Source organism: Halomonas ventosae, from assembly GCF_004361885.1.
Taxonomy (GTDB): domain Bacteria; phylum Pseudomonadota; class Gammaproteobacteria; order Pseudomonadales; family Halomonadaceae; genus Halomonas; species Halomonas ventosae_C.
In genome coordinates, this window is the sequence record NZ_SNWH01000006.1 from 24,669 (window position 1) to 48,104 (window position 23,436).

The following is a 23,436-nucleotide window of genomic DNA, read 5'->3' on the forward strand; positions in this document are numbered from 1 at the left end:
TCCTCGCCTCTCTGAGCTGTCTCCTGCGCTGAGCTCTTGCTAAACTGCCCCGTTGATCCTGCGTCCCCGGAGAGGCACGCCGCGTGAGCGCCACCCCTGATACCGTCAGCCCTCAACGGACCGATGCCGCGGCCGGCCACGCCGAGGTGCTGGGAAGGCTGTTTGACGAGCCGATCACCCAGCTGCCTGAGGATCTCTATATTCCCCCTGAGGCGCTGCGGGTGTTTCTAGAAGCCTTCGAGGGGCCGCTGGATCTGCTGCTCTACCTGATCCGCCGCCAGAACCTGGATATCCTGGCCATCGATGTGGCCGCCATCACCCACCAGTACATTGAGTACGTGGAGCTGATGAAGGCCATGGAGATCGAGCTGGCCGGCGAGTACCTGCTGATGGCGGCGATGCTAGCCGAAATCAAGTCGCGCACCCTGCTGCCACGCCCGCCCAAGCAGGGCGGCGACGACGAGGAGCAGGACCCGCGGGCCGAGCTGATTCGCCGGCTGCAGGAGTACGAACGGCTCAAGCACGCCGCCGAGTCGCTGGCCGAGCTGCCGCGCCTGGGGCGCGACTGGTTTCCGGCCCGGGCGGCCCTGCCGTCCCTGGAGGCACGGGTGATCCACCCTGACGTGGCGCTCGACGAGCTGCTCGGGGCCCTGGCCGGCATCCTGCGCCGCGCGGAGCTCAACCAGGCCCACCAGATCAGCCGCGAGGGGCTCTCGACCCGGGAGCGCATGCTGGCGATCATGGAGCGCCTGGACCACGAGCACTACACCGCCTTCGAGGCGCTGTTCACCCTGGAGGAGGGGCGGGCCGGGGTGATCGTCACCTTCATGGCGATCCTCGAGCTCGCCAAGGAGGCGATGATTGAGATCGTGCAGAATGCCCCGCTCTCGCCGATCCACGTGCGGGCGCGGCTGGACGAGCAGGAAGCCTTCGAGGCGGAGACCACCCTGGAGGAGGGCGAGGGCGGCGAGAGACCCTTCGATGATGAGCGTCGCGAAAACCCGGACGGGAGCGATCCGGCATGACCGCCATGGAGTTTCCCGATGCCCTGGATGAGATTCTCGAGGCGGCGCTGCTGGCGGCCGGTGAGCCGCTGGGGCTGGAGCGCCTGGAGGGGTTGTTCGATGACCACGAGCGCCCGCCGCGGCGCGCCCTGCGTGAGGCCCTGGAACGCCTGGGGGGCCGCCACGAATGCGGGGCCATGGAGCTGATCGAGACTGCCTCGGGCTACCAGCTGCGCATCCGGCCGCGCCTCTCGCCCTGGGTGTCGCGGCTGTGGGACGAGCGGCCCCAGCGCTACTCCCGGGCGCTGCTGGAGACCCTGGCGCTGATCGCCTATCGCCAGCCGGTGACCCGCGGCGACATCGAGGAGGTGCGGGGCGTGACGGTGAGCGGCTCGATCGTGCGCACCCTGCTCGACCGCGGCTGGATTCGCGTGGTGGGCCACCGTGACGTGCCGGGCCGCCCGGCGGTCTATGCCACCACGCGACGCTTCCTCGACGACTTCGGCCTCAAGACCCTCGACGAGCTGCCGCCGATGCACGAGCTCAAGCATTTCGAGGAGCCGATCCTGGAGGAGGAGGCCCCGCCTCTTCAGCACGAGCTGCTTGCCCAGGCGGACGAGGCGGCAGAGGATTCGCCCGAGAGGGGCGGCAAGGGCGCCCCGCAAACTGCCGCGGCGGCAGCGGAGGCTACCGAGACGACGGCCGGGAGGGCCGACGAAGACGAACACGCCGGGACGGCGTCCGAGCGGACAGGGCTGAGCTTCGCCGATCTGGAGGCTCGCCTCTCCGAACGTGCCCGGGGTCGCGTCGCCGATGACGCTGCCCCGGGGGCGGAATCCACATCCAGCGAGAATGATGACCGATGAGCACGACCACCGAGAAACTGCAGAAGGTTCTGGCGCGAGCCGGGCTGGGCTCGCGCCGCGAGATGGAAGCGGCCATCGCCGAGGGCCGGGTCAAGGTCAACGGCAAGCTGGCGACCCTGGGCGATCGCATCGAGATGCGCGACCGGGTAGCCGTCGACGACCGCCCCGTCACCCTGCGTGGTGCCGAGGAGGTGCCGCGCCGGGTGATCATGTACAACAAACCCGAGGGCGAGCTATGTACCCGCAAGGACCCGGAGGGGCGGCGCACGGTCTTCGATCGCCTGCCGCGCCTCAAGGGCGAGCGCTGGATCGCCATCGGCCGCCTGGACATCAACACCAGCGGCCTGCTGCTGTTCACCACCGATGGGGAGCTGGCCAACAAGCTGATGCATCCTTCCACCGAGGTGGAGCGGGAATATGCCGTGCGCGTGATGGGTGAGGTGAAGAAGGAGCAGGTGGTGGCCATGGTTGAGGGCGTGATGCTCGACGACGGCCCGGCGCGCTTCACTGACGTTCAGGAGTTCGGCGGTGAAGGTATCAACACCTGGTTTCACGTGGTGATCATGGAGGGCCGCAATCGCGAGGTGCGTCGGCTGTGGGAGTCCCAGGGGCTCACCGTCAGCCGCCTCAAGCGAGTGCGTTACGGCAACATCTTCCTCGACAAGCGGACCAAGGCCGGCGAGTGGGTGGAGCTTTCCCAGGACGAGATCGATGACCTGTCGGCGACGGCCGGGCTTGCGCCGCGCAAGGTGCCGGAACTGACCCCGGACGAGAGGAATCGCTGGAGTCGTGACAAGCACAAGCGCCGGCCGGTACAGGCCATGCGCAAGCCCAAGGCCCAGCGCGGTCGCTGAGAGGCCTTGCCCTGCGGCCAAAGGCAAAAAGCGCTTGCCATCATGGGGGTGGATCAGTAATATCTGCCCCCGTTCGAATGGGTCGTTAGCTCAGTTGGTAGAGCAGTTGGCTTTTAACCAATTGGTCGTAGGTTCGAATCCTACACGACCCACCATTCGGACCTGAGGCGTTCATGGCGCCATGGGTCGTTAGCTCAGTTGGTAGAGCAGTTGGCTTTTAACCAATTGGTCGTAGGTTCGAATCCTACACGACCCACCACTTACCCGAAAAAGCACCCTTGCTTCCTGGAAGCGAGGGTGCTTTTTCTATAGGGGCTCGAAGAGCGGCTTGACTTAGGGGCTCGACTTTTCCATGGGATTTCCCTTGAGTCGCGTCGAGCAGGCCTTTGCGACAGGCGGTCTCCTCGTTTGATTCAACGTAGGCCGAGGGCGGACAGCACCACTAGCACGATCACGACGGCGCCGACGATATAGACGATGTTGTTCATTGAGTAATCCTCTGCGACGCATTATCCCGTGTCAGGATGCTGTGCCAAGGTTGTAGTGATGGCGTCGCGGTCCATGCGACGCATGGTGAAACTCCCTGTACAGGCTACTCCCTTGCCTCACCCATGCTGAGAATAAGCCACCGGTGACCTGCCTTCTGTGCGTTACCGTACATGGTGACGGTAGAGGATGATGCCGATGCTGAGCGTGATGAGGCGCGCACTACCCGACCTGTGATCCGTGGGTGGGCCAGTATTCCGAGCGTAGTTAGATGACACCGTGACAACTGTGCGCTAGCGTACAATACATAGCTTTGTCCTCTCGTGCCCATCCTCGGCGAGCCGATGGAGGTGGAGCTATCTCTTGTCTATTGGCCTGGGGCAAAGTGACAGTTTCGACTCCTTTGGTCGGGACAGGCCTGTCCAGGTCACATGAGGTTCCGCCATGGCCGTGCAACTTGACCCTCGTCAGAATCACCTGCTGGCAGCCTTGCCGATGAATGAATACCAGCGCCTGGCGCCCCACCTCGAGCGGGTTGAGCTGGTGCTCGGGCAGTCGCTGGTCGAGTCGGGAAAGGTGATGCAGCACGTCTACTTTCCGACGGACGCCATCGTATCACTGCTCTGTGTCATGCAAGACGGTGATTCGACGGAAATTGCCGTTGTCGGTGCCGAGGGCATCGTCGGCATCTCGCTGTTCATGGGCGGCGAAACCACGCCGAGCCGGGCCGTGGTGCAGAGTGCCGGTGGCGCCTATCGCCTCAGGGGGCCGTTGCTGAAGGACGAATTCGATCGCGCCTCGACCCTGCAGTATCTGCTCTTGCGCTATACCCAGGCGCTGATCACCCAGATGGCGCAGACGGCGGTATGCAACCGGCATCACAGCCTGGATCAGCAGCTGTGTCGCTGGCTGTTGCTGAGCCTGGATCGCTTGCCGACCAATGAGCTGGTCATGACCCAGGAGCTGATCGCCAACATGCTTGGCGTCCGTCGCGAGGGTGTCACCGAGTCGGCGGGCAAGCTGCAGAAGGCTGGGCTGATCTCCTATCATCGGGGACGCATCAGTATCCTCGACAGGCCTGGCCTGGAATCGCGGGTCTGTGAGTGCTATGCGGTTGTCAAGAAGGAGTACGATCGCCTGCTGAGCTATCGTCGACCAGGATAAGGTGCCATCTGCGACCTGGACCGATCGGCTCTCGCTCAGCGCTTCCAGCGTGTGTGTCTCCTGGCGCACCGACGCGTGCCGATAAGCCTGCCAGTATGATGTGGCGGCTCGTGGCGTATGCTCGATGACTCTCCGTCTGCCGCCGACGTTGGAGCCAAGCGGTGGTTTGCCATGCGCCGTTGCCGGTTTCCAACCAGGAGCGTGCCCATGCAACCTTCATCTCACACCCCGACGGCCAACCGCCTTGTCGATAGCTTGCCAGGTCGCGAGAGAGATCTGCTGGTGGCGTCCAGCGAAACCGTCGAGCTGGTATTCGGCGAGGTGCTCGTCGCCGCCGATGAACCTCTGTCGCACGTCTATTTCCCGCAGACCAGCGTCATTTCACTGATCGCGAGCCTGAATGACGGCGAGCGGCTTGAGGTGGCGATGGCCGGTAGCGAAGGGATGTTCGGCGTTTCGCTGATCCTGGGCGTCGGGACATCCCCGCTACTCGCCCTGGTGCAGGGGGGCGGGTCGGCGCTGCGCATACCGGCTGCTGGCTTCCAGCACCTGTTGGCGGGGAGTCCGGTCCTGCAGGGGCTGCTCAACCGTTATCTGCATGTGCTGATGCACCAGCTGGCACGTACGGCAGCTTGTAGCCACTTTCACCCAGTGGAGGCACGACTGGCGCGTTGGCTATTGATGACCCAGGACCGAACGCACACCGAAATGCTGCATCTCACCCATGAATTCCTGGCCATGATGCTGGGAGTGAGACGCGCCGGCATCACCCTGGCGGCCATGTCCCTTCAGGGTCGGGAGCTGATCAGTTACCACCGCGGTGATATCTCGGTGATTGATCGAGCGGGTTTGATCGAGGCCTCCTGTGGCTGCTATGCAGTCGATCGAAGCATCTATCGTGGGGTCATCACCGAAGGCGAGGCACCATGACGTCGTCGAGGAGTATCCCGAACGGTGCTTCAGGCATGGCCTGGCATTCGGATCAGCCAAGAGACCGACCGCAGCTTCAATAGTGGCCGAAGACGAACCGTTGCTGTCGGGTAAACCCGCCAGCAACCCGTAGCGCAGGAATTTACAATGCCCGATCACAGGCAGACTCCTTTGGCTGGCGGGGCGAGAGTTTCCAGCCAGTACTCACCGACGACGTCTCCTGACAAGCGACTGTTCAATGTCGCCGAGCTTCGCTTGTTTCGCTACACGGCGGTACTGTTATCGCTGGCTGTGCTGACCTTCCTGGTCGGCATCATGGTGTGGGCATTCGGCTGGATTCTGAATTCCTTTTACAATCTGCTGATGCCGCTCGCCATTGCCGTTGTTCTGGCACTGGTTCTTCATCCCGTGGTGGAGCTTCTCGAGAGGCGGCTTCACTTGCCGAACTTGCTGGTCATCCTGCTTATTCTGGTAGTCTTCTTTGTGGGTATCGCCGGCTTGGTCTACCTTCTCGTCCCGCTTCTTGTCAGCCAGACCGTCCAGTTGATGACCCTCTTGCCCGACACACTGGCAAACTGGGAGGAACATTTCTCCACTCACTTCCCGGGACTCAGCTCCATGATTTCCATCAGCATGGAGAGCAGCGGTGGGGCGGAGGCCCAGCCAGCCCTGGCAGTTACGGATAACCCGGGCACGGCCATCATGTCCAATCTTGGGCTGCTGGCGGGGATAAGTTTCGTGCCCCTGTTCCTGTTCTTTACCCTGCTCTCGTGATTATTTCTTTGTTCTTCTGGGGCGCGGCCCTGGATGGCATCATCGGCATGATACTTGCGGTTCCCTTGACGGCATTCTTCGTCCGAGCTCAAGGCCAGCCTGAGGTATTCGTTGAGCAGCCGGGATGTCAGGACTTGAGAAAGGCAGGCCGCCGTCGGTGCGCTAACACACCGATGCCATCGATACCGCGAATCGCCTCGAGCCGACCGCATAGCACGAGCCAGGCCTCTCGGCCCGCACTTTTCTGATCCGCAACGAACCATCGCCGGCCAATCTGGTCTAGAATGTCATTGGGTCGGCCATCGCGAGAGACGCAGCGGTTGACCCTCTGGCGTGTCGCCCCGTGCGGAGAGCACGAGCGGTGGCACCTGGTGTAACGCAGGGGGAGCCCCTGCCGGTCACAGTGGTAGACACGATGACGATCATGATTTCCCGTGCCGATCTGCGCGAGCAGCTCGCACGCACCTACTGCCCCACCCGCATTCCCGCCGAGGATGAAGCGCGCATCGAGGAGATCAAGCGTCTGCTCGAGGTCCACAATGCCGTCCTGGTGGCGCACTACTATACCGACGATGCGATCCAGCAGCTGGCCGAGGAAACCGGCGGCTGCGTGGCTGACTCCCTGGAGATGGCCCGCTTCGGCGCCCGCCACGAGGCCGATACCCTGGTGGTGGCTGGCGTGCGCTTCATGGGCGAGACCGCCAAGATCCTCTCGCCGGAGAAGCGGGTGCTGATGCCCACCCTGGAGGCCACCTGCTCGCTGGACGTGGGCTGCCCGGCCGACGAGTTCGCGGCTTTCTGCGACGCCCATCCCGAGCGCACCGTGGTGGTCTATGCCAATACCTCCGCGGCAGTGAAGGCACGGGCCGACTGGGTGGTGACCTCCTCGATCGCCGTGGACGTGATCGAGCACCTGCAGGCGCGCGGCGAGAAGATCCTGTGGGCCCCGGACAAGCACCTGGGAGGCTACATCCAAAAGCAGACCGGTGCCGACATGCTGCTGTGGGATGGCGCCTGCATCGTCCACGAGGAGTTCAAGGCCCAGGGTGTGGAGGACCTCAAGGGGCTTTATCCCGATGCCGCGGTGCTGGTGCACCCGGAGTCGCCGGCCGCGGTGGTCGAACTGGCCGATGTGGCGGGCTCCACCTCCCAGCTGATCAAGGCGGCGAAGGAGCTGCCCCACGACAAGCTGATCGTGGCCACCGATCGCGGCATTTTCTTCAAGATGCAACAGGCGGTGCCGGAGAAGACGCTGTTCGAGGCGCCCACCGCCGGCAACGGCGCGACCTGCAAGAGCTGTGCCCACTGCCCGTGGATGGCGATGAACGCCCTGGACAACCTGGCGGGCACCCTGCGCGACGGCTCGGGCGAGATCGTCGTCGATGACACCCTGCGCCAGGCGGCCCTCAAGCCCCTTGAGCGGATGCTCAACTTCCAGAAGTCATAGCGCCGATCTGACAGTGTCGAGCTACAAGCGCCGAGCTAGAAACCCCCGAAGGCTGAGGCCTCCGGGGGTTTCTTTTTTGCTGCGGGTGATTTCACGCTGTTGGCTTGCAGCCTGCTGCTAAAACGTCTCCAGCGTCTCCCGGTAGCCGATGAAGGCCTCGCGTCGCTGGGCGATACGGTTGGCGGCGACGCTATCGCCCTCGCGCTCGGCCACGTCCTTCGCTACCTCGAGCTGGCCGATGGCGCGATCGATGTGGCCGGTAAGCTGCAGCTGCTCGGCACGCGCCAGGTGTCCCCAGGCCTCGCGACCACTGCGGCCGGCGGCCTCGGCGAGCAGGGTGAACACCTGCGGGTCCTCGGGTCGGGCCTCGGCCAGGGCGCTCAGCACACGGTAGGCCTCGTCGGGATCACGCTGCAGCAAGGCCTCGCCGAGCAGCCGGTTGGCCAGCGAATAATCCGGCATCAGGCGCAGCTGACGACGACTGCGCGCGATCGCCTCGTCGATGCGTCCGGCCTCGAGGGCGACCTGAGTCGCCGAGGCCGGCAGCATCGCCAGGTCGGGTTGTGACTGCGCCAGGGCGTCGAGTTCATGCAGCGCCCTGTCGGTGTGGCCGGCCTGGGCATCGATCAGGGCGGCTAAGTAGCGTCGGGCTGCCGCCGGTGCCTCGTCCTGGGCCAGGCGAGTACTGGCCTGCTGCGGGTCACGCTCATGGATTGCCAGCAGTGCTCGAGCCCGCACCAGCTGGTAGTGGAGGTTCTCGTTACGCGAGCCTGCCACGGAGATCTGAGCGGCGCGTGCCTGGGTATCGCTGATGCGCGACTCGGTCACCGGGTGGGTGAGCAGGAATTCCGGGGGTGAGCCCCCCTGCAGGCTTGCCATGCGCTGCATGGCGCGGAACATCCCTACCATGGCCTGCGGGTCGTAGCCGGCCTCTGCCATGGCCTGCAGCCCCACACGGTCGGCCTCCTGCTCATAACGTCGCGAATAGCTCAGCTGATCCTGGATGAAGGCCGCCTGGGAGCCCATGGCGGCGGCAAGCCCGGCATTACCGCCACCTCCGGCGGCGATCAGCATGCCGGCGAGCATGGCCGCTACCGTGGGGATCTGCGTCTGCTCGGCGCGGGCCTGGCCGCGGGCATAGTGGCGCTGGGAGAGATGGCCGAGCTCATGGGCGACCACCGAGGCCAATTCAGCCTCGCCCTCGGCGAAGGCGAACAGGCCCGCATTGACACCGATCACGCCACCAGGCACGGCGAAGGCATTGAGCTGGCGGCTCGCCACCAGCGTCACCACGGGGTGGACATCGGTCAGGCCGCTGTAAGGCAGCAACCGAGCCACCAACGTCTCCATATAGTCCTGTGCGATGGGATCCTGCCATTGGGGGACGTGGGCACGAAATTGGCGCAGCCAGGCGCGTCCCAGGCGGATCTCTTGCCCACTGATGGCCTGGCTCCCCTGGCGGCTAAGGCTGGGCAGCCCGAAGTCGCCTCCTGTCTCGCTCGTCGGGCTTCGTGTCAGCCCGGGTGCCTCATAGCGGTTGGGGGCCTGGGCCTGGGCCGGCAGAGCAAGCACCAGGCTCAGGGCACTGGCAATGAGGCAGGTTCCGGTTCGATGCAGCATGGCCGTCCTCGTCAGGGAGAGAGCGCAAAAGGGAGTATCCAGATGTGACATTGATTCGGCCTGCAAAGTGCCTTTAAATCGCAGTGAATTGCGTGTCGTCCTGCGGGCCGGCACCTGCCACTGCATTTTCCCGGGAGACACCATGGCGCTGCAACCTGATGACCTGCTCGATGCCCGCGGTCTTCCCTGCCCCTTGCCACTGCTCAAGGCCAAGCAGGCACTGTCACAGCTGGCGCCTGGCCAGTTGCTGGAGATCATAGCCACCGATGCGGGTTCCTGGCGCGACTTCGAGACCTTCGTGGCCCAGAGCACACACGAGATGCCGGCCAGGGAAGAGCGCGGCGATGTCTACCATTACTGGATCCGCAAGGGCGAAGGGCGGCCTTCATGAGCCTGAGATCGGTCTTCAGGCGCTGGATGGATCACTACTTCTCGGATGAGGAGGCGGTGATCCTGCTGGTGGTGCTAGTGCTGGGCTTCACTGCGGTCATTCTCTTCGGGCGCATGCTGGCACCATTTCTTATCGCCCTGGTGGTGGCCTTCTTGCTGCAGGGCCCCGTGAGCTGGATGGAACGGCACAGGATCCCGCGACTATTGTCGGTACTCGTGGTGTTCCTCGCCTTCATCGGGGTGTTGCTGGCCCTGGCCTTCATCCTGATGCCCTTGATCTGGAACCAGTTGGTGGGGCTGGTCCAGGAAGCGCCGCGCATGTTCGCCAGCGTTCAAAAGTTGCTGGATGACCTCCAGGCCCGCTATCCCAATCTGGTTACCCCCGACCAGATGCAGAACTGGATCAACGTGGCCGGCCGCCAGGTGACGCAGCTTGGCCAGCGCGCCCTAACCCTGTCGCTGGCGTCGCTGGGCAACGTCCTGACATTGATCGTTTACCTGATCCTGGTACCGATCCTGGTGTTCTTCATGCTCAAGGATCGCGATCGGTTGGTAAGCTTCATCACCTCGCTGTTGCCTCAGCGCCGGGAATTGATGAATCGCATCTGGGAGGAGATGGACGACCAGATCGCCAACTACGTGCGCGGCAAGTTCGTGGAGATCATCATCGTCGGTAGCGTGGCCTTCTTCACCTTCGCCTACTTCGGGCTCCCCTACACGGCCTTGCTGGCGGTGGTGGTGGGCCTGTCCGTGCTGGTGCCCTACATTGGTGCGGCGGTGACCACCCTGCCGGTGGCGGCGGTGGCTGGCTTTCATTTCGGCCTGACCGACGACTTCGTCTATGTGCTGGTCGCCTATGCTGTGCTGCAGGCGCTGGACGGCAACGTCCTGTCGCCGATCCTGTTCTCTGAGGCGGTCAACATCCACCCGGTATCGATCATCCTGGCGATCCTCTTCTTCGGCGGGATCTGGGGCTTTTGGGGCGTCTTTTTCGCCATCCCCCTGGCGACCCTGCTCAAGGCGCTGGTCTATGCCTGGCCGCGAGGCATCAAGCAGCGCTACCGCCAGGAGTCGGGCGAGACCGCCGTCGAGACGTGATCCCCCAGCGCGAACAACCGCTGCGCGGCGCCACGCCCGGCGACCGGGCATTCAGCCGGCATGCAGGGCCTGGGCAGCCTCCAGTACCTCCTGGGCGTGGCCCTTGACCTTGACGCCGCGCCATTCGCGGGCGAGCTTGCCGTCGGCATCGATCAGGAAGGTGCTGCGCTCGATTCCCAGGTGCTCCTTTCCGTAGAGCTTCTTCGGCTTGATGACGTCGAACAGCCGGCACAGCGACTCATCCTTGTCCGAGATCAGCGCAAAGTTGAAGCCCTGCTTGGCCTTGAAGTTCTCCTGGGCGCGGAGGCCATCCCGGGAGACGCCGAGAATCACGGTATTGGCGGCATCGAAGGCCGCCTTGCGGTCGCGGAAGTCGCCGCCCTCGGTGGTGCATCCGGGGGTGCTGGCCTTGGGGTAGAAGTAGACCACCACGTGTTTCCCCTTCAGCCCGGAGAGCGTGACGCTGGTGTCGCCGGTGGCAGTGGCGGTGAAGTCCGGAACGGGCTCGCCGAGGGTGACGCTCATGTTGATGCTCCTGGTAAAGATGATGAAGGAAAGAGTGCCGATTACACGCAATCCTTGGCGGACTGTAAAGTCGTCGCTGTACAGGCTCTCGAGGCCTGAGTACCATTTGGCCCCTGACACGCGAAGCCGCGAATACAGGCGAATCGAGAGGTAGTGAGAGGATGATCACTGGCAGTATTGTCGCGCTGGCGACGCCGATGAAGGTCAACGGCGATATCGACTGGGAGGCCCTGCGTCGCCTGGTGCATTTCCACCTTGATAATGGCACCGATGCGATTGTCGCGGCCGGGACCACCGGTGAGCCGACCACCATGTCGTTTGCCGAGCATTTCGATGTCATCCGCACGGTGGTCGAGGAGGTGAATGGGCGCATTCCGGTCATCGCCGGCACAGGCTCCAACAACACCACCGAGGCGGTGGAATTGGCCCGCTATGCCAGCGAGGTGGGGGCGGACTGCTGCTTGACCGTGGCGCCCTACTACAACAAGCCCACCCAGGAGGGGCTCTACCGGCACTTCAAGGCCATCGCCGAGAGCAGCGACCTGCCGGTGATTCTCTACAATGTGCCGGGGCGCACCTGCTCGGACATCTACAACGAGACCGTGCTGCGTCTGGCCGAGGTCGACAAGATCATCGGCCTCAAGGATGCCACCGGCAACCTGGAGCGTGGTGAAGATCTGATCGCGCGTCTCAAGGGCAGCGGCTTCATGCTCTACTCCGGGGATGATGCCACCGCCTGCGACTTCATGCTGATGGGCGGCCATGGCGACATCTCGGTGACGGCCAACGTGGCTCCCAAGGCCATGCATGAGCTGTGCAGCGCCGCCGTGACCGGAGGGGCCGATCGAGCTCACCAGATCAACACCCGCCTGATGCCGCTGCACACCAACCTGGGAATCGAGTCCAACCCCATTCCGGTGAAGTGGGCGCTGTATCGCATGGGCTACATCGCGCCCGGCATCCGACTGCCGCTGACCTGGCTCTCCGAGAAGTACCACTCCACTGTCAGCGAGGCCATGCAGCTGGCAGGGCTGATCGACGATTGAGGGTGCCTGGCACTGGCTCTCGCACAACTCTTGGCAAGGTGGACGCATGAACTCTGCGCTGAAATGGATGCCGCTGGTCGCGGTGATCGCTCTGGCCACGGCCGGCTGTGGTCGTGATGGCTTCTACCATGATCGCAACCTTGACTATAACGAGGCCGAGGAGAATGCCCCCTTGGTGCTGCCGGAAGGCCGCGATGCCGAACGCTATCGTGATGCTATGCCGGTGCCCGAGGTGGGCGGCACCCGTCCCGCCGAGGAGGGCGTGGTCGAGGCGCCGCTGCCCCAGGCCCTGTCGCCCGGGCGGGCCAGAGAGCGGGGCTACGTCGAGCGTCGTGCGATCGGCGACCAGCGCTGGCTGGTGGTCGGCGCCGAGCCGGCCACCGTCTGGACCGAGCTCGAGCGTTTCGTGCAGCGCCGTGGTTTGACTGTCACGGCCCGCGACTCGCGCCGTGGCGTCCTGGAAACCGACCAAGCCAGGTTCATTATCCGCCCGGCGCTGCGCAGCGGCGACAGCGAGATACACTGTGAGCAGGGCGGCGCCTCTCAGCCGGCCTGCCTGACCGCGCTGGAGCGCCACTTCGAGGCGCGCAACATAGCGTCGAGCGCCGCTTCGTTGGCCGCTCAGCGGCCCGATACGCAAGCACCGGCCCGATTCGAGCAGCGTGGCGATGACTGGCAGGTCGTTCTGCCCTTTGCGGCGGACCGCCTGTGGGCCGAGCTCAGCCACCAGCTGGAGCGCGATTTTGCCGTGCAGGGGCGTCGTGAGCTGCTCGAGCGCGATCCAGCCTCGCGCAGCTTCCTGGTAAGCTATCTGACCCGGAGCGATCGCGAGCGCGGTTTCTGGCGCTCGCTGGCGACCCTCAATCTGGGTGAGGAGCCGCAGCAGGTGCGCCTGGTGCTGGAGGCCCAGGGCCCCGAGCAGACCGTGCTCAAGGCCCGCAGCAGCAGGGGAGAAGAGCTTTCCAGCGAGGACCAGCGTGAGCTGCTCGAGCGGGTAGCGAGCCTGCTGCACTGATGAGCGGCAAGGTGCCGGAGGGCCGCGGGCGCCTCTCCTTCGCCTCCCTGGGCAGCGGCAGCAAGGGCAACGCGACCCTGGTCAGCGATGGTGAAACCCATCTGCTAGTCGATTGCGGCTTTACCCTGCGCGAGGCCGAGCGTCGCCTGGCCGGCCTGGGGCTGCATCCGCGCCAGCTCGACGCCCTGCTGGTGACCCATGAGCATGGCGACCATGGGCGTGGCGTCGGCCCCCTGGCGCGGCGCCATGGCCTACCGGTCTACCTGACGCCGGGCACCTGGCTGTCGGGTCGGTTCGGTGAACTGCCGCTCCGCCATTGGATCACCCCCCAGGCCCGGTTTGCGGTCAAGGGGCTTACCATCGATCCCGTCACCGTGCCCCACGACGCCCGGGAGCCGGTGCAGTTTCGCATCACCGCCGGCAAGCGATGCCTGGGCCTGCTTACCGACCTGGGGCATCCCAGCGCACATGTGATCGAGGTCTTTGCCGGCTGCGACGGTCTGGTGCTGGAGTGCAACCACGATTCGCGGATGCTTGCCGAGGGACCCTATCCGGCGAGCCTCAAGCGACGGGTGGGCGGCGACTGGGGTCACCTGGCCAACGGCCAGGCGGCGTGGCTGTTGGCTCGGCTGGGGCTCGATCGCCTGCAGCGCATCGTCTGCTCTCACCTCTCCGACCACAACAATCGCCCCGAGCTGGCCCTAGAGGCCCTGGTGCCGCTGCTCGACGGCGACGCATCCCGGCTGAAGGTCGCGACCCAGGACGCTGGCCTGGGCTGGCAGACCCTCGACTGAACGTCCATCTGACTCGTACCGTGCCCCTGGAGGCTCCCCATGGAAAAGCGCCAAGAACTCTATGCCGGCAAGGCCAAGTCGGTTTATGCCACCGATGATCCCGATCGCCTGATCCTGACCTTCCGCGACGACACCAGCGCCTTCGACGGCCAGCGCATGGAGTCGCTGGCACGCAAGGGGATGGTCAACAATCGCTTCAATGCCTTCATCATGGAGACGCTGCAGGCGGCCGGCATCCCCACTCATTTCGACCGGCGCCTTTCCGACACCGAAAGCCTGGTCAAGCGGCTCGAGATGATCCCGGTGGAGTGCGTGGTGCGCAATATTGCCGCCGGTGGCCTGGTCAAGCGCCTCGGCGTGACGGAGGGCCAGGCGCTCGAGCCACCTACCTTCGAGCTGTTTCTCAAGAACGACGCTCTGCACGATCCCATGATCAACGAGTCGCTGGCCGAAACTTTCGGCTGGGCGACTCCCGAGCAGCTGGCCGAGATGAAGGCGCTGACCTTCCGCGTCAACCAGGTGCTTAAGGTACTGTTCGCTGAGGGTGGCTTGCTGCTGGTGGACTACAAGCTGGAGTTCGGCCTATTCAAAGGCGAGATCGTGCTGGGCGACGAGTTCTCCCCGGACGGCTGCCGCCTGTGGGATGCCGAAACCCGCGAGAAGCTCGACAAGGACCGCTTTCGCCAGGGGCTGGGCGGGGTGGTCGAGGCCTACGAGGAAGTCGGGCGGCGCATCGGCGTGAGCTTCGCTTGAGCCAGCTGGAGGGCGGCGAGAAGGGGCCTGCGGGGCCCTTCGTCATGTCCGGCCCGCGGCCGGGACGATCTCGACCACCCTCAGGGTGGTGTGGCCGGCCGGTGCCTGCAGGGCCTGGAAGCGCACGTCCAGATCGCGCAGCCGCACGCCGTAGACCCGCGCCTCGGGGGTGCGGCGATAGGCGGGCCGTGGGTCCTGGGCCAGCACCTGGCGGATCAGCTCGCCAAGTTCATCACCGTCGGGGCGCGCGCTCAACACCGCCTCGGCCTCCGGGGAGAGGCTGACCGCCAGGTTTGGCGGCGCCTCGGGGGCGAAGCCGGCGCGGGCCTCGGGGCGGGCCTCCGCCCAGGGCAGGTAGGGCTTGATGTCGAGCACCGGGGTGCCGTCGACCAGGTCGGCGCCGCGCAGCTTGAGGCGCACGCCGTGAGTGGTGTCGATCTCGACCAGTTCCACCAGCGACAGCCCCAGACGGTTGGGGCGGTGGGTGCTGCGACTGGCGAACACACCCACCTTGGCGTTGCCGCCCAGTCGTGGCGGGCGCACCAACGGGGTCCAGCGCGCCGGGGCGACCTGCTGGGGACTGAGGTGGAAGATGAAGGTCAACCACAGATGGCTGAACGTCTCGAGGCCTCTCACCGCCAGCGGGTCGTCGAAGGGCGACACCAGCACCAGCGATGCCCGGGCCGCCGCTGCAAGGCCCGGCTGGCGGGGGATACCGAACTTGTCCGGGAAATCGCTCTCGATCAGGCCGATGGGCGTCAGAGGGAAGGTCTCGGGTTGGGCGGGGCGGTCGTTCATGGCATATCCTGCGGGTATCCGCCCGCATGGCTTGGCCCGGCGGCGGGGCTTGGGTAGTCTACTGAGTTGATCATTATCTCAGGAAGGTCTCATATGCGTCATGCCGATATCGATACCAACGCCAGGCCGGCCGTGTCCGCCGGGCGTCGTCGTGGGCCGCGGATCGTCTATCGCATGGCCCGAGCGCGGGACGCCGCCGATCAGGCCGAGGTCTTCCATCATGCCGTGATGCAGGGCGCGGCCGGTCACTACTCGCTGGCCCAACGCCAGGCCTGGGCGATGGCACTGCCCCGGGAGGGCAGTGCATGGGCGGCGCGCCAGATGCTCTACACGACCCTGGTCGCCGACTGCGAGGGCCGTTGCGTGGGCTTCCTGGAGCTGGACATTCCCCACGGGCGGATCGAGACCCTCTATGTCTGGCCGTCACTGAGCCGGCGCGGGATCGGCTCGACCCTACTGGTGCATGCCGAGCGTCTGCTTCTCGAGCAGGGCGTGACCCGGGCCATCATCGAGGCCAGCGCTATGCTGGTCGATGGCCTGGTGCGCCGTGGCTGGCAGCGGCTGGGCGACGACTGGGTCGAGCGTGGCGGCGAGCGGCTCTACCGCCAGCGCCTCGCCAAGCGGCTGGTGGCGGTAGAGACCTGAGACGTCGCTCAGTCGCTCAGGCCTGTTGCTCGACGATGCGCATCGACAGGTCGATGGCCGCAATATCCTTGGTCAGGGCGCCGCTGGAGATGCAGTCCACACCGGTCTCGGCGATGGCAAGCAGGGTGCCCTCGTCGACGTTGCCCGAGGCCTCCAGGGTGGCCCGCCCGGCGTTGCGCCGCACCGCCTCGCGCATCTCGTCGAGGTTGAAGTTGTCGAGCATGATCACGTCGGCTCCGGCGGCGAGCGCCTGATCCAGTTCCTCGAAGGTCTCCACCTCCACCTCAACCGGCAGCTCGCGGGCGAGGCGCCTTGCCTCATCGACGGCAGCTGCGATGCTCCCGCAGGCGGCGATGTGGTTCTCCTTGATCAAGAAAGCATCATAGAGGCCGATGCGGTGGTTGTGGCCGCCCCCGCAGGTCACCGCATACTTTTGGGCGAGACGAAGCCCCGGCAGTGTCTTGCGGGTATCCAGCATGCGTACCCCCGTTCCCTCGAGTAGGTCCACGTAGTGGCGGGTGCGAGTCGCCGTGGCGGAGAGGGTCTGCAGCAGGTTCAACGCGGCCCGCTCCCCGCTGAGCAGGCTGCGCGCGGGGCCCTCCAGTTCGAGAAAGGGCTGGCCGGCCTCGAGGCGGTCGCCATCGGCAGCCAGCCAGTGCAGCGCGACCCGAGCATCAAGACGCCGGAACAGCTCATCGACCCAGGCCACGCCGCACAGCACCGCCGGCTCGCGGGTGATCACTCGGGCCCGGGCCATCTGCTTCTCGGGCACCAGCTTGGCGGTCATGTCTCCGGGGCCGACATCCTCGGTTAGCATCCGGGCGGCACTGTCACGGATCTCTTCGGCAAGGGCTTGCTGATAATGCATGGCGTATCCATCTCTGTGCGAAAAAGCGTGAGACGGTCATTATAGGGAACCCCATACATCGACGTCAGGAAAAAACCATGCGCATCGACGATGGCTGGCTACCGGACGCTCGGCGGCTGCCCTCGCCCAACCAGGACGAACGCCCCGCCGGGGAGGTCTCGCTGCTGCTGCTGCACGCCATCAGCCTGCCGCCCGGAAACTTCGGGGGTGAACATATCGAGCGGCTTTTCACCAATCGGCTCGACCCTGAGGCACACCCTTTTTTCGCGACCATTGCCGAGCTTCGCGTCTCCGCCCATCTGCTGATCCGTCGTGACGGGGAGTGCGTGCAGTTCGTGCCCTTCCATGCGCGGGCCTGGCATGCCGGCCGCTCGCGCTGGCGTGATGGAAAATGCGAGCGGCGGGCGCTGAACGACTTTGCCGTGGGCATCGAGCTCGAGGGAGACGAGGTCAGCCCCTACACCGGTGCCCAGTACCAGGCTCTTGCGGCTGTCACCCTGGCCCTGCTGACGTCTTACCCCGGACTTGACGAGTCACGCATCACCAGCCATGCCCATGTGGCGCCGCTTCGCAAGCACGACCCGGGGCCCGCCTTCGACTGGGCCTATTTTCGCCAGGCATTGAAAAGACTACGTTCTTGAAGGGGACAGGTAGCTACGGCGTGCCGCGCCCCCCGCCACGGCCGGGCGCTGTCCAGTAGTTTCACTACTGTTGTCTCGAAGCGGGGGTCGAGCGTGGCGGTCACGTCGTAATTCCTTGTGTTGCGGTGCAATATTATTTTTATGGAAACTTTTCCCATTTTTCCTTGAATTGGCAGAACCCGGAGATTACGGTATCTTCGACTTATCATCGTGGCATGCCATATACCGCCGTGTAAAACAACTACAGGCCTGACGCAGTCGGTCTGCACGTTCGAACATGAGTGCCACTCGCCCCTTTGCGGGGCGCTAGCCCCCACCCTCATTCGGAGAGACGTCTATGAGTCTGGAAACAAGAGAAGATCTCGATCCGGTCGAAACCACGGAATGGCTGGATTCCCTGGAGTCGGTCCTGGATCGCGAGGGCGAGGAGCGTGCCCGGTACTTGATGACGCGCCTGGCCGACCGCGTGCGCCGCGATGGCATGCAGGTACCCTTCTCGGTGACCACCCCGCATCGCAACACCATTCCGGTGCATCGCGAGCCGCCGATGCCGGGTGATCTGTTCATGGAACGTCGCATCCGTTCGCTGATCCGCTGGAACATGGCCGCCATGGTCACCCGGGCCAACAAGGCCAACAAGGGCATTGGCGGCCATCTGGCCAGCTTCATGTCCTCGGCAACCCTCTATGACGTGGGCTTCAACCATTTCTTCCGCGCTGCCAACGGCGACTTCCAGGGCGACCTGGTGTTCATTCAGGGACACAGCTCTCCGGGCATCTATGCGCGCTCCTTCCTCGAGGGTCGTCTTACCGAGGAGCAGATGGATAAGTTTCGCCAGGAGGTGGACGGTGACGGCCTGTCGTCCTATCCCCACCCCTGGCTGATGCCGCAGTACTGGCAGTTCCCCACGGTGTCCATGGGGCTGGGCCCGATCATGGCGATCTACCAGGCTCATGTCATGAAGTACCTCGATCAGCGTGGCCTGCAGCCCATGCACGATCGTAAGGTCTGGGCTTTCTTGGGCGACGGTGAGTGCGACGAGCCGGAGACCCTGGGCGCCATCCACCTGGCCAGCCGCGAGAAGCTCGACAATCTCAATTTCGTCATCAACTGCAACCTGCAGCGCCTCGACGGCCCGGTACGCGGCAACTCGCGTATCATGGACGAGCTCGAAGGCGTATTCCGCGGCGCCGGCTGGAACGTCCTCAAGGTGGTCTGGGGCCGTCTCTGGGACCCGCTGTTCGAGAAGGACAACAAGGGGGTGCTGCAGAAGCTGATGGACGAGACCGTCGATGGCGAGTACCAGAACTGCAAGGCCAACGGCGGCGCCTACACCCGGGAGAACTTCTTCGGCAAGTACCCCGAGACCGCCAAGATGGTCGAGGACCTGTCCGACGAGGACATCTGGAAGCTCAACCGCGGCGGACACGACCCGTTCAAGGTCTACGCGGCCTATCATGAGGCCTTCCACAATGCCAACGGGCGTCCCACCGTGATCCTGGCGCACACCGTCAAGGGTTACGGCCTGGGGGCCGCGGGCGGCGAGGCCGACAACGAGGCACATCAGGTCAAGTCGATCGACGACCCGGAGGTGTTGAAGAAATTTCGCGACCGCTTCGGCATCCCGGTCTCCGACGAGGCGATCGAAAACGAGATGCCCTACTACAAGCCGGCCGACGACTCACCGGAAATGAAGTACATGCATCTCCAGCGCGAGCGGCTGGGCGGCTACCTGCCGGCGCGCAACCCTGACTTCCAGGCACTGGACATCCCGGGCCTCGACGACAAGATCTTCGCCTCGCAAACCGGCGGCTCCAAGGGTCGCGAGGTCTCCACGACCATGGCCTTCGTGCGCATTCTCAACGGCCTGGTCAAGCACAAGGGCTTTGGCAAGCAGGTGGTGCCGATCGTGCCCGACGAGGCGCGAACTTTCGGCATGGAGGGCATGTTTCGCCAGCTCGGCATCTACACCTCCGAGGGCCAGAAGTACGAGCCCATGGATAAGGGCCAGCTGATGTACTACCGCGAGGACAAGGCCGGCCAGGTACTTGAGGAGGGCATCACCGAGGCCGGCGCCATGTCCTCCTGGATCGCCGCCGCGACCTCCTACAGCAACCACGGCCTGCCGCTGCTGCCGTTCTACGTCTACTACTCGATGTTCGGCTTCCAGCGCATCGGTGACCTGGCCTGGGCCGCCGGCGACATGCAGGCACGCGGCTTCCTGGTCGGCGGCACCGCCGGGCGCACTACCCTCAACGGCGAGGGGCTGCAGCACCAGGATGGCCACAGCCACCTGCAGGCGTCGATGATCCCCAACTGCCGCAGCTACGATCCGACCTATGCCCATGAGGTGGCGGTGATCGTCCAGGACGGCCTGAAGCGCATGTTCACCGACAAGGAGAACTGCTTCTACTACCTGACGGTGATGAACGAGAACTACGAGCACCCGGCCTTCGACGAGGTACCTGCCGCCGACATCATCAAGGGCATGTACCTGCTGCGCGAGACCCAGGGCGACAAGGGCCGCGTTCAGCTGCTGGGCAGCGGCACCATTCTGCGCGAGGCCGAGGCCGCCGCCGAGATGCTTGCCCAGGAGTGGGGCGTGGGCGCCGATATCTGGAGCGTCACCAGCTTCAACGAGCTGCGCCGCGAGGCCCTGGAGATCGACCGCCAGGCCTTCATCAATCCCGAGGCCGAGCCGGGCAAGCCCCACGTCACCGCTTGCCTGGAAGAGCGCAAAGGCCCGGCGATCGCCGTCACCGACTACATGAAGCTGTTCGCCGACCAGGTCCGCGCCTGGGTGCCGACTGACTATCATGTACTGGGGACCGACGGCTTCGGTCGCTCCGATACCCGCGAGAAGCTGCGCGCCTTCTTCGAGGTCGATCGCCGCTTCGTCACCGTGGTCGCGCTCAAGGCGCTGGTCGATCGTGGCGAACTGGATCGCAAGGTCGTCGGCGAGGCGCTCAAGAAGTATGGCATCGACCCGGCCAAGCCCAACCCGCTTGTGGTGTGAGGCGCCGACCGACTGATCCGGTGGCATGGCGGGCCTGGTAGGCCCGTCCCCGTCAAAAGTTTGAAGGAGCGCGACCTTGAGTAGCGAAATCATCAAAGTTCCGGACATCGGTGGCGATACCGATGTGGAGATCATCGAGATCGCGGTGGCCGAGGGCGACGTCATCGCCCCCGAGGACCCCCTGATCACGCTGGAGTCCGACAAGGCGAGCATGGACGTGCCGACGCCAAAGGGCGGCAAGGTACTGAAGGTGCTGGTCAAGGAGGGCGATACCGTCTCTGAGGGTGACGACATCGTCGAGATCGAGGTCGAGGGCGGCGGCGAGGCTGACGATCAGGCCGAGACATCTAATGAGGCACAACAGGAGCCCGAATCACGAAAGGAGCCCGAGTCGCAGCCCGCCGCTGCCGCGCAGAGCCCAGCCGCCAAACGGCGCGGCAGCGGCAACAAGACCGTCGAGATCAAGGTTCCCGACCTTGGTGGCGACAGCGACGTGGAGATCATCGAGGTGGCAGTGAGTGAGGGTGACCAGGTTGCCGAGGAAGACCCCCTGATCACCCTGGAATCCGACAAGGCCTCCATGGACGTGCCAAGCCCGCATACCGGCAAGCTGGTCTCGCTGAACGTCAAGGAGGGCGATACCGTCTCCGAGGGCGACGTGATCGGTACCATGGAGGTGGCCGGCGCAACGACCAGCGGCGGCAAGTCTGCGACCAAGCCGTCCGAGCAGAAGAGCGAAGAGCAGGCCGAACCGGCGTCTGAGCGCGGTCAGCAGGCCGAGGAGCCTGCCACCAAGCCCGCCGAGACGCCTGCCGGCTCGCCGAGCCCCGAGGCTCAGATGGCGGCCCATAAGCCCCGCGATGGAAAGCTGGAGCATGCCGGTCCGGCGGTTCGCATGCTGGCTCGTGAGCTGGGCGTCGACCTGGGATTGGTCAAGCCCAGCGGCCCGAAGGAGCGCGTGCTCAAGGAGGACGTCCACGCCTACGTCAAGCAGGTGATGCAGGGCAAGGCCCAGACACCTGCTGCTGCGGCCCCATCCGCGGCTGCCGGGGGCGGGATTCCGCCGATTCCGGATCAGGATTTCAGCCAGTTCGGTGAGGTGGAAGAGAAACCCATGGGGCGCCTGATGAAGATGGGCGCTACCAACCTGCATCGCAGCTGGGTCAATCTGCCCCATGTCACTCAGTTCGACGAGGCGGACATCACCGAGCTGGAGGCCTTTCGCAAGTCAATGAAGGCCGAGGCGGAGGCTCAGGGCGCCAAGCTTACGCCGCTGCCCTTCCTGATCAAGGCCTGTGCCTTTGCACTGCGCCAGTACCCGCAGTTCAACGTCAGCCTGAAAAGCGATGGCGAGACGCTGGTGTACAAGAAGTACGTGCATATCGGCGTCGCCGTGGACACCCCGGATGGCCTGATGGTACCGGTGATTCGTGATGCCAACCAGAAGTCGCTGATTGAGCTGGCCAAGGAGTCCGGAGAGCTGGCTAAGAAGGCCCAGTCCAAGAAGCTCAAGCGCGAGGAGATGACCGGTGGCTGCTTCACCATCTCCAGCCTGGGCTCTATCGGCGGCACCGCCTTCACACCGATCGTCAACGCCCCGGAAGTGGCCATCCTCGGCATCTCCAAGGCGCAGATGAAACCGCTGTGGGATGGCCAGGCCTTCCAACCGCGGCTGATGATGCCGCTGTGCCTCTCCTATGATCACCGGGCGGTCAACGGCGCCGATGCGGCGCGCTTCACCGCCCTGCTGGGTCAGCTGCTGACAGATATCCGTCGCCTGCTGCTGTAGGTCGCCACATGGCCGGATACGACGGCGCCGTAAGGCGCCGTCGTCCGTTATAGCGGATTTGTTACCCGGGGCAGACCAAAGTGCTATTCGGCTGCTAGTAAGTTGATACGCCGACCTTTTTTCTGTTTTTGTCGGCCTGTCGGCGGTCCCTTCGCTTGTCTGGGTCCGGCGGCGCGGTTATCGTTCGCTCCTTACCTTTCTTCGTCGACCACAAACACACTTATAAGGAGCAGTCAGATGCGTTTGATCCTGTTGGGCGCCCCCGGCGCCGGCAAGGGCACCCAGGCCCAGTTCATCTGCGAGCGATACAACATCCCGCAGATATCCACCGGCGACATGCTGCGCGCCGCGGTGAAGGAGGGCAGCGAGCTGGGGCTCAAGGCCAAGGAGATCATGAACAGCGGCGGCCTGGTGTCTGACGACATCATCATTGCCCTGGTCAAGGAGCGCATCAGCCAGCCCGACTGCGCCAACGGTTTCCTGTTTGACGGTTTCCCGCGCACCATTCCCCAGGCCCAGGCCATGAAGGATGCCGAGGTCAAGATCGACCACGTGCTGGAGATCGCCGTGGACGACGAGGAGATCGTCAAGCGCCTGGCCGGCCGCCGCGTGCATCCGGGCTCCGGTCGTGTCTATCACCTCGAGTACCAGCCACCCAAGGAAGAGGGCAAGGATGACGTCACCGGCGAGCCGCTTGTCCAGCGTGAGGACGACCGTGAGTCCACCGTGCGCAACCGTCTAGCGGTCTATCACGAGCAGACCGCACCGCTGGTTGACTATTACCGGCAGTGGGCCAAAGAGGATCCCGAGACAGCCCCCGCCTACCATCGCGTCGAAGGGGTGGGCAGCATCGACGACATCACCACCCGCGTGATCGAGGCCCTGGAAGGCTGAGCCCTTCGCATTTCACCTG

At 64.7% G+C, this 23,436-nt stretch carries 22 protein-coding genes and 2 tRNA genes; 20 read left to right on the plus strand and 4 right to left on the minus strand.

Annotation, left to right across the window (positions count from 1 at the left end; genetic code table 11):
• Positions 1–83 precede the first annotated feature (83 nt).
• The 9 genes from DFO68_RS06375 (at position 84) to nadA (ending at position 7,525) form a co-directional block, all read left to right on the plus strand.
• Entirely contained in the window at positions 84–1,025 is a 942-nt protein-coding gene (locus tag DFO68_RS06375; protein WP_133482846.1) for a segregation and condensation protein A, read from the plus strand.
• Complete coding sequence (gene scpB, locus DFO68_RS06380) at positions 1,022–1,870, plus strand: SMC-Scp complex subunit ScpB (RefSeq protein WP_133482847.1); 849 nt, start codon at positions 1,022–1,024, stop codon at positions 1,868–1,870. The genes DFO68_RS06375 and scpB overlap by 4 nt, the downstream gene beginning before the upstream one ends.
• Entirely contained in the window at positions 1,867–2,724 is an 858-nt protein-coding gene (rluB, locus tag DFO68_RS06385; RefSeq protein WP_133482848.1) for a 23S rRNA pseudouridine(2605) synthase RluB, read from the plus strand. Before scpB ends, rluB begins: the two co-directional genes overlap by 4 nt.
• 79 nt (positions 2,725–2,803) lie before the next feature.
• Positions 2,804–2,879 (plus strand) — tRNA-Lys (locus DFO68_RS06390).
• A 28-nt stretch (positions 2,880–2,907) separates the two neighbouring features.
• Positions 2,908–2,983 (plus strand) — tRNA-Lys (locus DFO68_RS06395).
• 671 nt (positions 2,984–3,654) lie between these two features.
• Positions 3,655–4,374, plus strand: a complete 720-nt coding sequence (locus DFO68_RS06400; protein WP_133482849.1) for a Crp/Fnr family transcriptional regulator — start codon at positions 3,655–3,657, stop codon at positions 4,372–4,374.
• A gap of 207 nt (positions 4,375–4,581) precedes the next feature.
• A complete protein-coding gene (locus DFO68_RS06405; RefSeq protein WP_133482850.1) occupies positions 4,582–5,304 on the plus strand; it encodes a Crp/Fnr family transcriptional regulator in 723 nt (240 codons plus the stop codon).
• A 147-nt stretch (positions 5,305–5,451) separates the two neighbouring features.
• Positions 5,452–6,078: an AI-2E family transporter gene (locus tag DFO68_RS06410; RefSeq protein ID WP_208107373.1), complete on the plus strand. Its 627-nt coding sequence runs from the start codon at positions 5,452–5,454 to the stop codon at positions 6,076–6,078.
• A gap of 415 nt (positions 6,079–6,493) precedes the next feature.
• A complete protein-coding gene (gene nadA / locus DFO68_RS06415) occupies positions 6,494–7,525 on the plus strand; it encodes a quinolinate synthase NadA (RefSeq protein ID WP_133482851.1) in 1,032 nt (343 codons plus the stop codon).
• A 117-nt stretch (positions 7,526–7,642) separates the two neighbouring features.
• Here nadA and DFO68_RS06420 read toward each other — a convergent pair whose 3' ends face one another.
• On the minus strand, positions 7,643–9,145 hold the full coding sequence (locus DFO68_RS06420) for a M48 family metalloprotease (protein ID WP_243726445.1): 1,503 nt from the start codon (positions 9,143–9,145) through the stop codon (positions 7,643–7,645).
• Between the two features lie 142 nt (positions 9,146–9,287).
• Between DFO68_RS06420 and DFO68_RS06425 the strand changes: the two genes are divergently transcribed.
• Together DFO68_RS06425 and DFO68_RS06430 are read left to right on the plus strand one after the other, a co-directional pair.
• Positions 9,288–9,536, plus strand: a complete 249-nt coding sequence (locus tag DFO68_RS06425; RefSeq protein WP_133482853.1) for a sulfurtransferase TusA family protein — start codon at positions 9,288–9,290, stop codon at positions 9,534–9,536.
• Positions 9,533–10,633 carry an AI-2E family transporter gene (locus DFO68_RS06430; RefSeq protein WP_133482854.1) on the plus strand — a complete coding sequence of 367 codons (1,101 nt, stop codon included), beginning with the start codon at positions 9,533–9,535 and terminating at the stop codon, positions 10,631–10,633. Before DFO68_RS06425 ends, DFO68_RS06430 begins: the two co-directional genes overlap by 4 nt.
• 51 nt (positions 10,634–10,684) lie before the next feature.
• Here DFO68_RS06430 and DFO68_RS06435 read toward each other — a convergent pair whose 3' ends face one another.
• Positions 10,685–11,158: a peroxiredoxin gene (locus DFO68_RS06435; RefSeq protein WP_133482855.1), complete on the minus strand. Its 474-nt coding sequence runs from the start codon at positions 11,156–11,158 to the stop codon at positions 10,685–10,687.
• 161 nt (positions 11,159–11,319) lie between these two features.
• Here DFO68_RS06435 and dapA point away from each other — a divergent pair, with 161 nt between their 5' ends.
• From dapA to purC, 4 genes are read left to right on the plus strand one after another with little or no spacing between them, the layout of a single operon-like run.
• The gene (dapA, locus tag DFO68_RS06440) at positions 11,320–12,204 is read left to right on the plus strand and encodes a 4-hydroxy-tetrahydrodipicolinate synthase (protein ID WP_133482856.1); all 885 of its coding nucleotides are present in this window, start codon (positions 11,320–11,322) and stop codon (positions 12,202–12,204) included.
• Between the two features lie 46 nt (positions 12,205–12,250).
• Positions 12,251–13,219 carry an outer membrane protein assembly factor BamC gene (locus DFO68_RS06445; protein ID WP_243726446.1) on the plus strand — a complete coding sequence of 323 codons (969 nt, stop codon included), beginning with the start codon at positions 12,251–12,253 and terminating at the stop codon, positions 13,217–13,219.
• Positions 13,219–14,013 (plus strand): MBL fold metallo-hydrolase, encoded by a 795-nt coding sequence (locus DFO68_RS06450; protein ID WP_133482857.1) that lies wholly within the window; start codon positions 13,219–13,221, stop codon positions 14,011–14,013. Before DFO68_RS06445 ends, DFO68_RS06450 begins: the two co-directional genes overlap by 1 nt.
• Before the next feature lie 39 nt (positions 14,014–14,052).
• Positions 14,053–14,766 carry a phosphoribosylaminoimidazolesuccinocarboxamide synthase gene (gene purC / locus DFO68_RS06455; protein WP_133482858.1) on the plus strand — a complete coding sequence of 238 codons (714 nt, stop codon included), beginning with the start codon at positions 14,053–14,055 and terminating at the stop codon, positions 14,764–14,766.
• Between the two features lie 42 nt (positions 14,767–14,808).
• Here the strand turns inward: purC and tsaA are convergent, their stop codons facing one another.
• Complete coding sequence (gene tsaA, locus DFO68_RS06460) at positions 14,809–15,564, minus strand: tRNA (N6-threonylcarbamoyladenosine(37)-N6)-methyltransferase TrmO (RefSeq protein ID WP_133482859.1); 756 nt, start codon at positions 15,562–15,564, stop codon at positions 14,809–14,811.
• A 93-nt stretch (positions 15,565–15,657) separates the two neighbouring features.
• Between tsaA and DFO68_RS06465 the strand changes: the two genes are divergently transcribed.
• Positions 15,658–16,209: a GNAT family N-acetyltransferase gene (locus DFO68_RS06465; protein ID WP_133482860.1), complete on the plus strand. Its 552-nt coding sequence runs from the start codon at positions 15,658–15,660 to the stop codon at positions 16,207–16,209.
• A 16-nt stretch (positions 16,210–16,225) separates the two neighbouring features.
• On the opposite strand, the gene nadC is transcribed toward DFO68_RS06465, so the two are convergent.
• Positions 16,226–17,077, minus strand: coding sequence for a carboxylating nicotinate-nucleotide diphosphorylase (nadC, locus tag DFO68_RS06470; protein WP_133482861.1), 852 nt, complete (start codon positions 17,075–17,077; stop codon positions 16,226–16,228).
• Positions 17,078–17,154: 77 nt separating this feature from the next.
• On the opposite strand from nadC, the gene ampD reads away from it, so the two are divergent.
• The 4 genes from ampD to adk all read left to right on the plus strand — a co-directional run bounded on the left by ampD (position 17,155) and on the right by adk (position 23,417).
• The gene (gene ampD / locus DFO68_RS06475; protein ID WP_133482862.1) at positions 17,155–17,718 is read left to right on the plus strand and encodes a 1,6-anhydro-N-acetylmuramyl-L-alanine amidase AmpD; all 564 of its coding nucleotides are present in this window, start codon (positions 17,155–17,157) and stop codon (positions 17,716–17,718) included.
• A gap of 337 nt (positions 17,719–18,055) precedes the next feature.
• Positions 18,056–20,734, plus strand: a complete 2,679-nt coding sequence (aceE, locus tag DFO68_RS06480) for a pyruvate dehydrogenase (acetyl-transferring), homodimeric type (protein ID WP_133482863.1) — start codon at positions 18,056–18,058, stop codon at positions 20,732–20,734.
• A gap of 76 nt (positions 20,735–20,810) precedes the next feature.
• On the plus strand, positions 20,811–22,523 hold the full coding sequence (gene aceF, locus DFO68_RS06485; RefSeq protein WP_133482864.1) for a dihydrolipoyllysine-residue acetyltransferase: 1,713 nt from the start codon (positions 20,811–20,813) through the stop codon (positions 22,521–22,523).
• Between the two features lie 237 nt (positions 22,524–22,760).
• A complete protein-coding gene (adk, locus tag DFO68_RS06490; protein WP_133482865.1) occupies positions 22,761–23,417 on the plus strand; it encodes an adenylate kinase in 657 nt (218 codons plus the stop codon).
• Positions 23,418–23,436 lie beyond the last annotated feature (19 nt).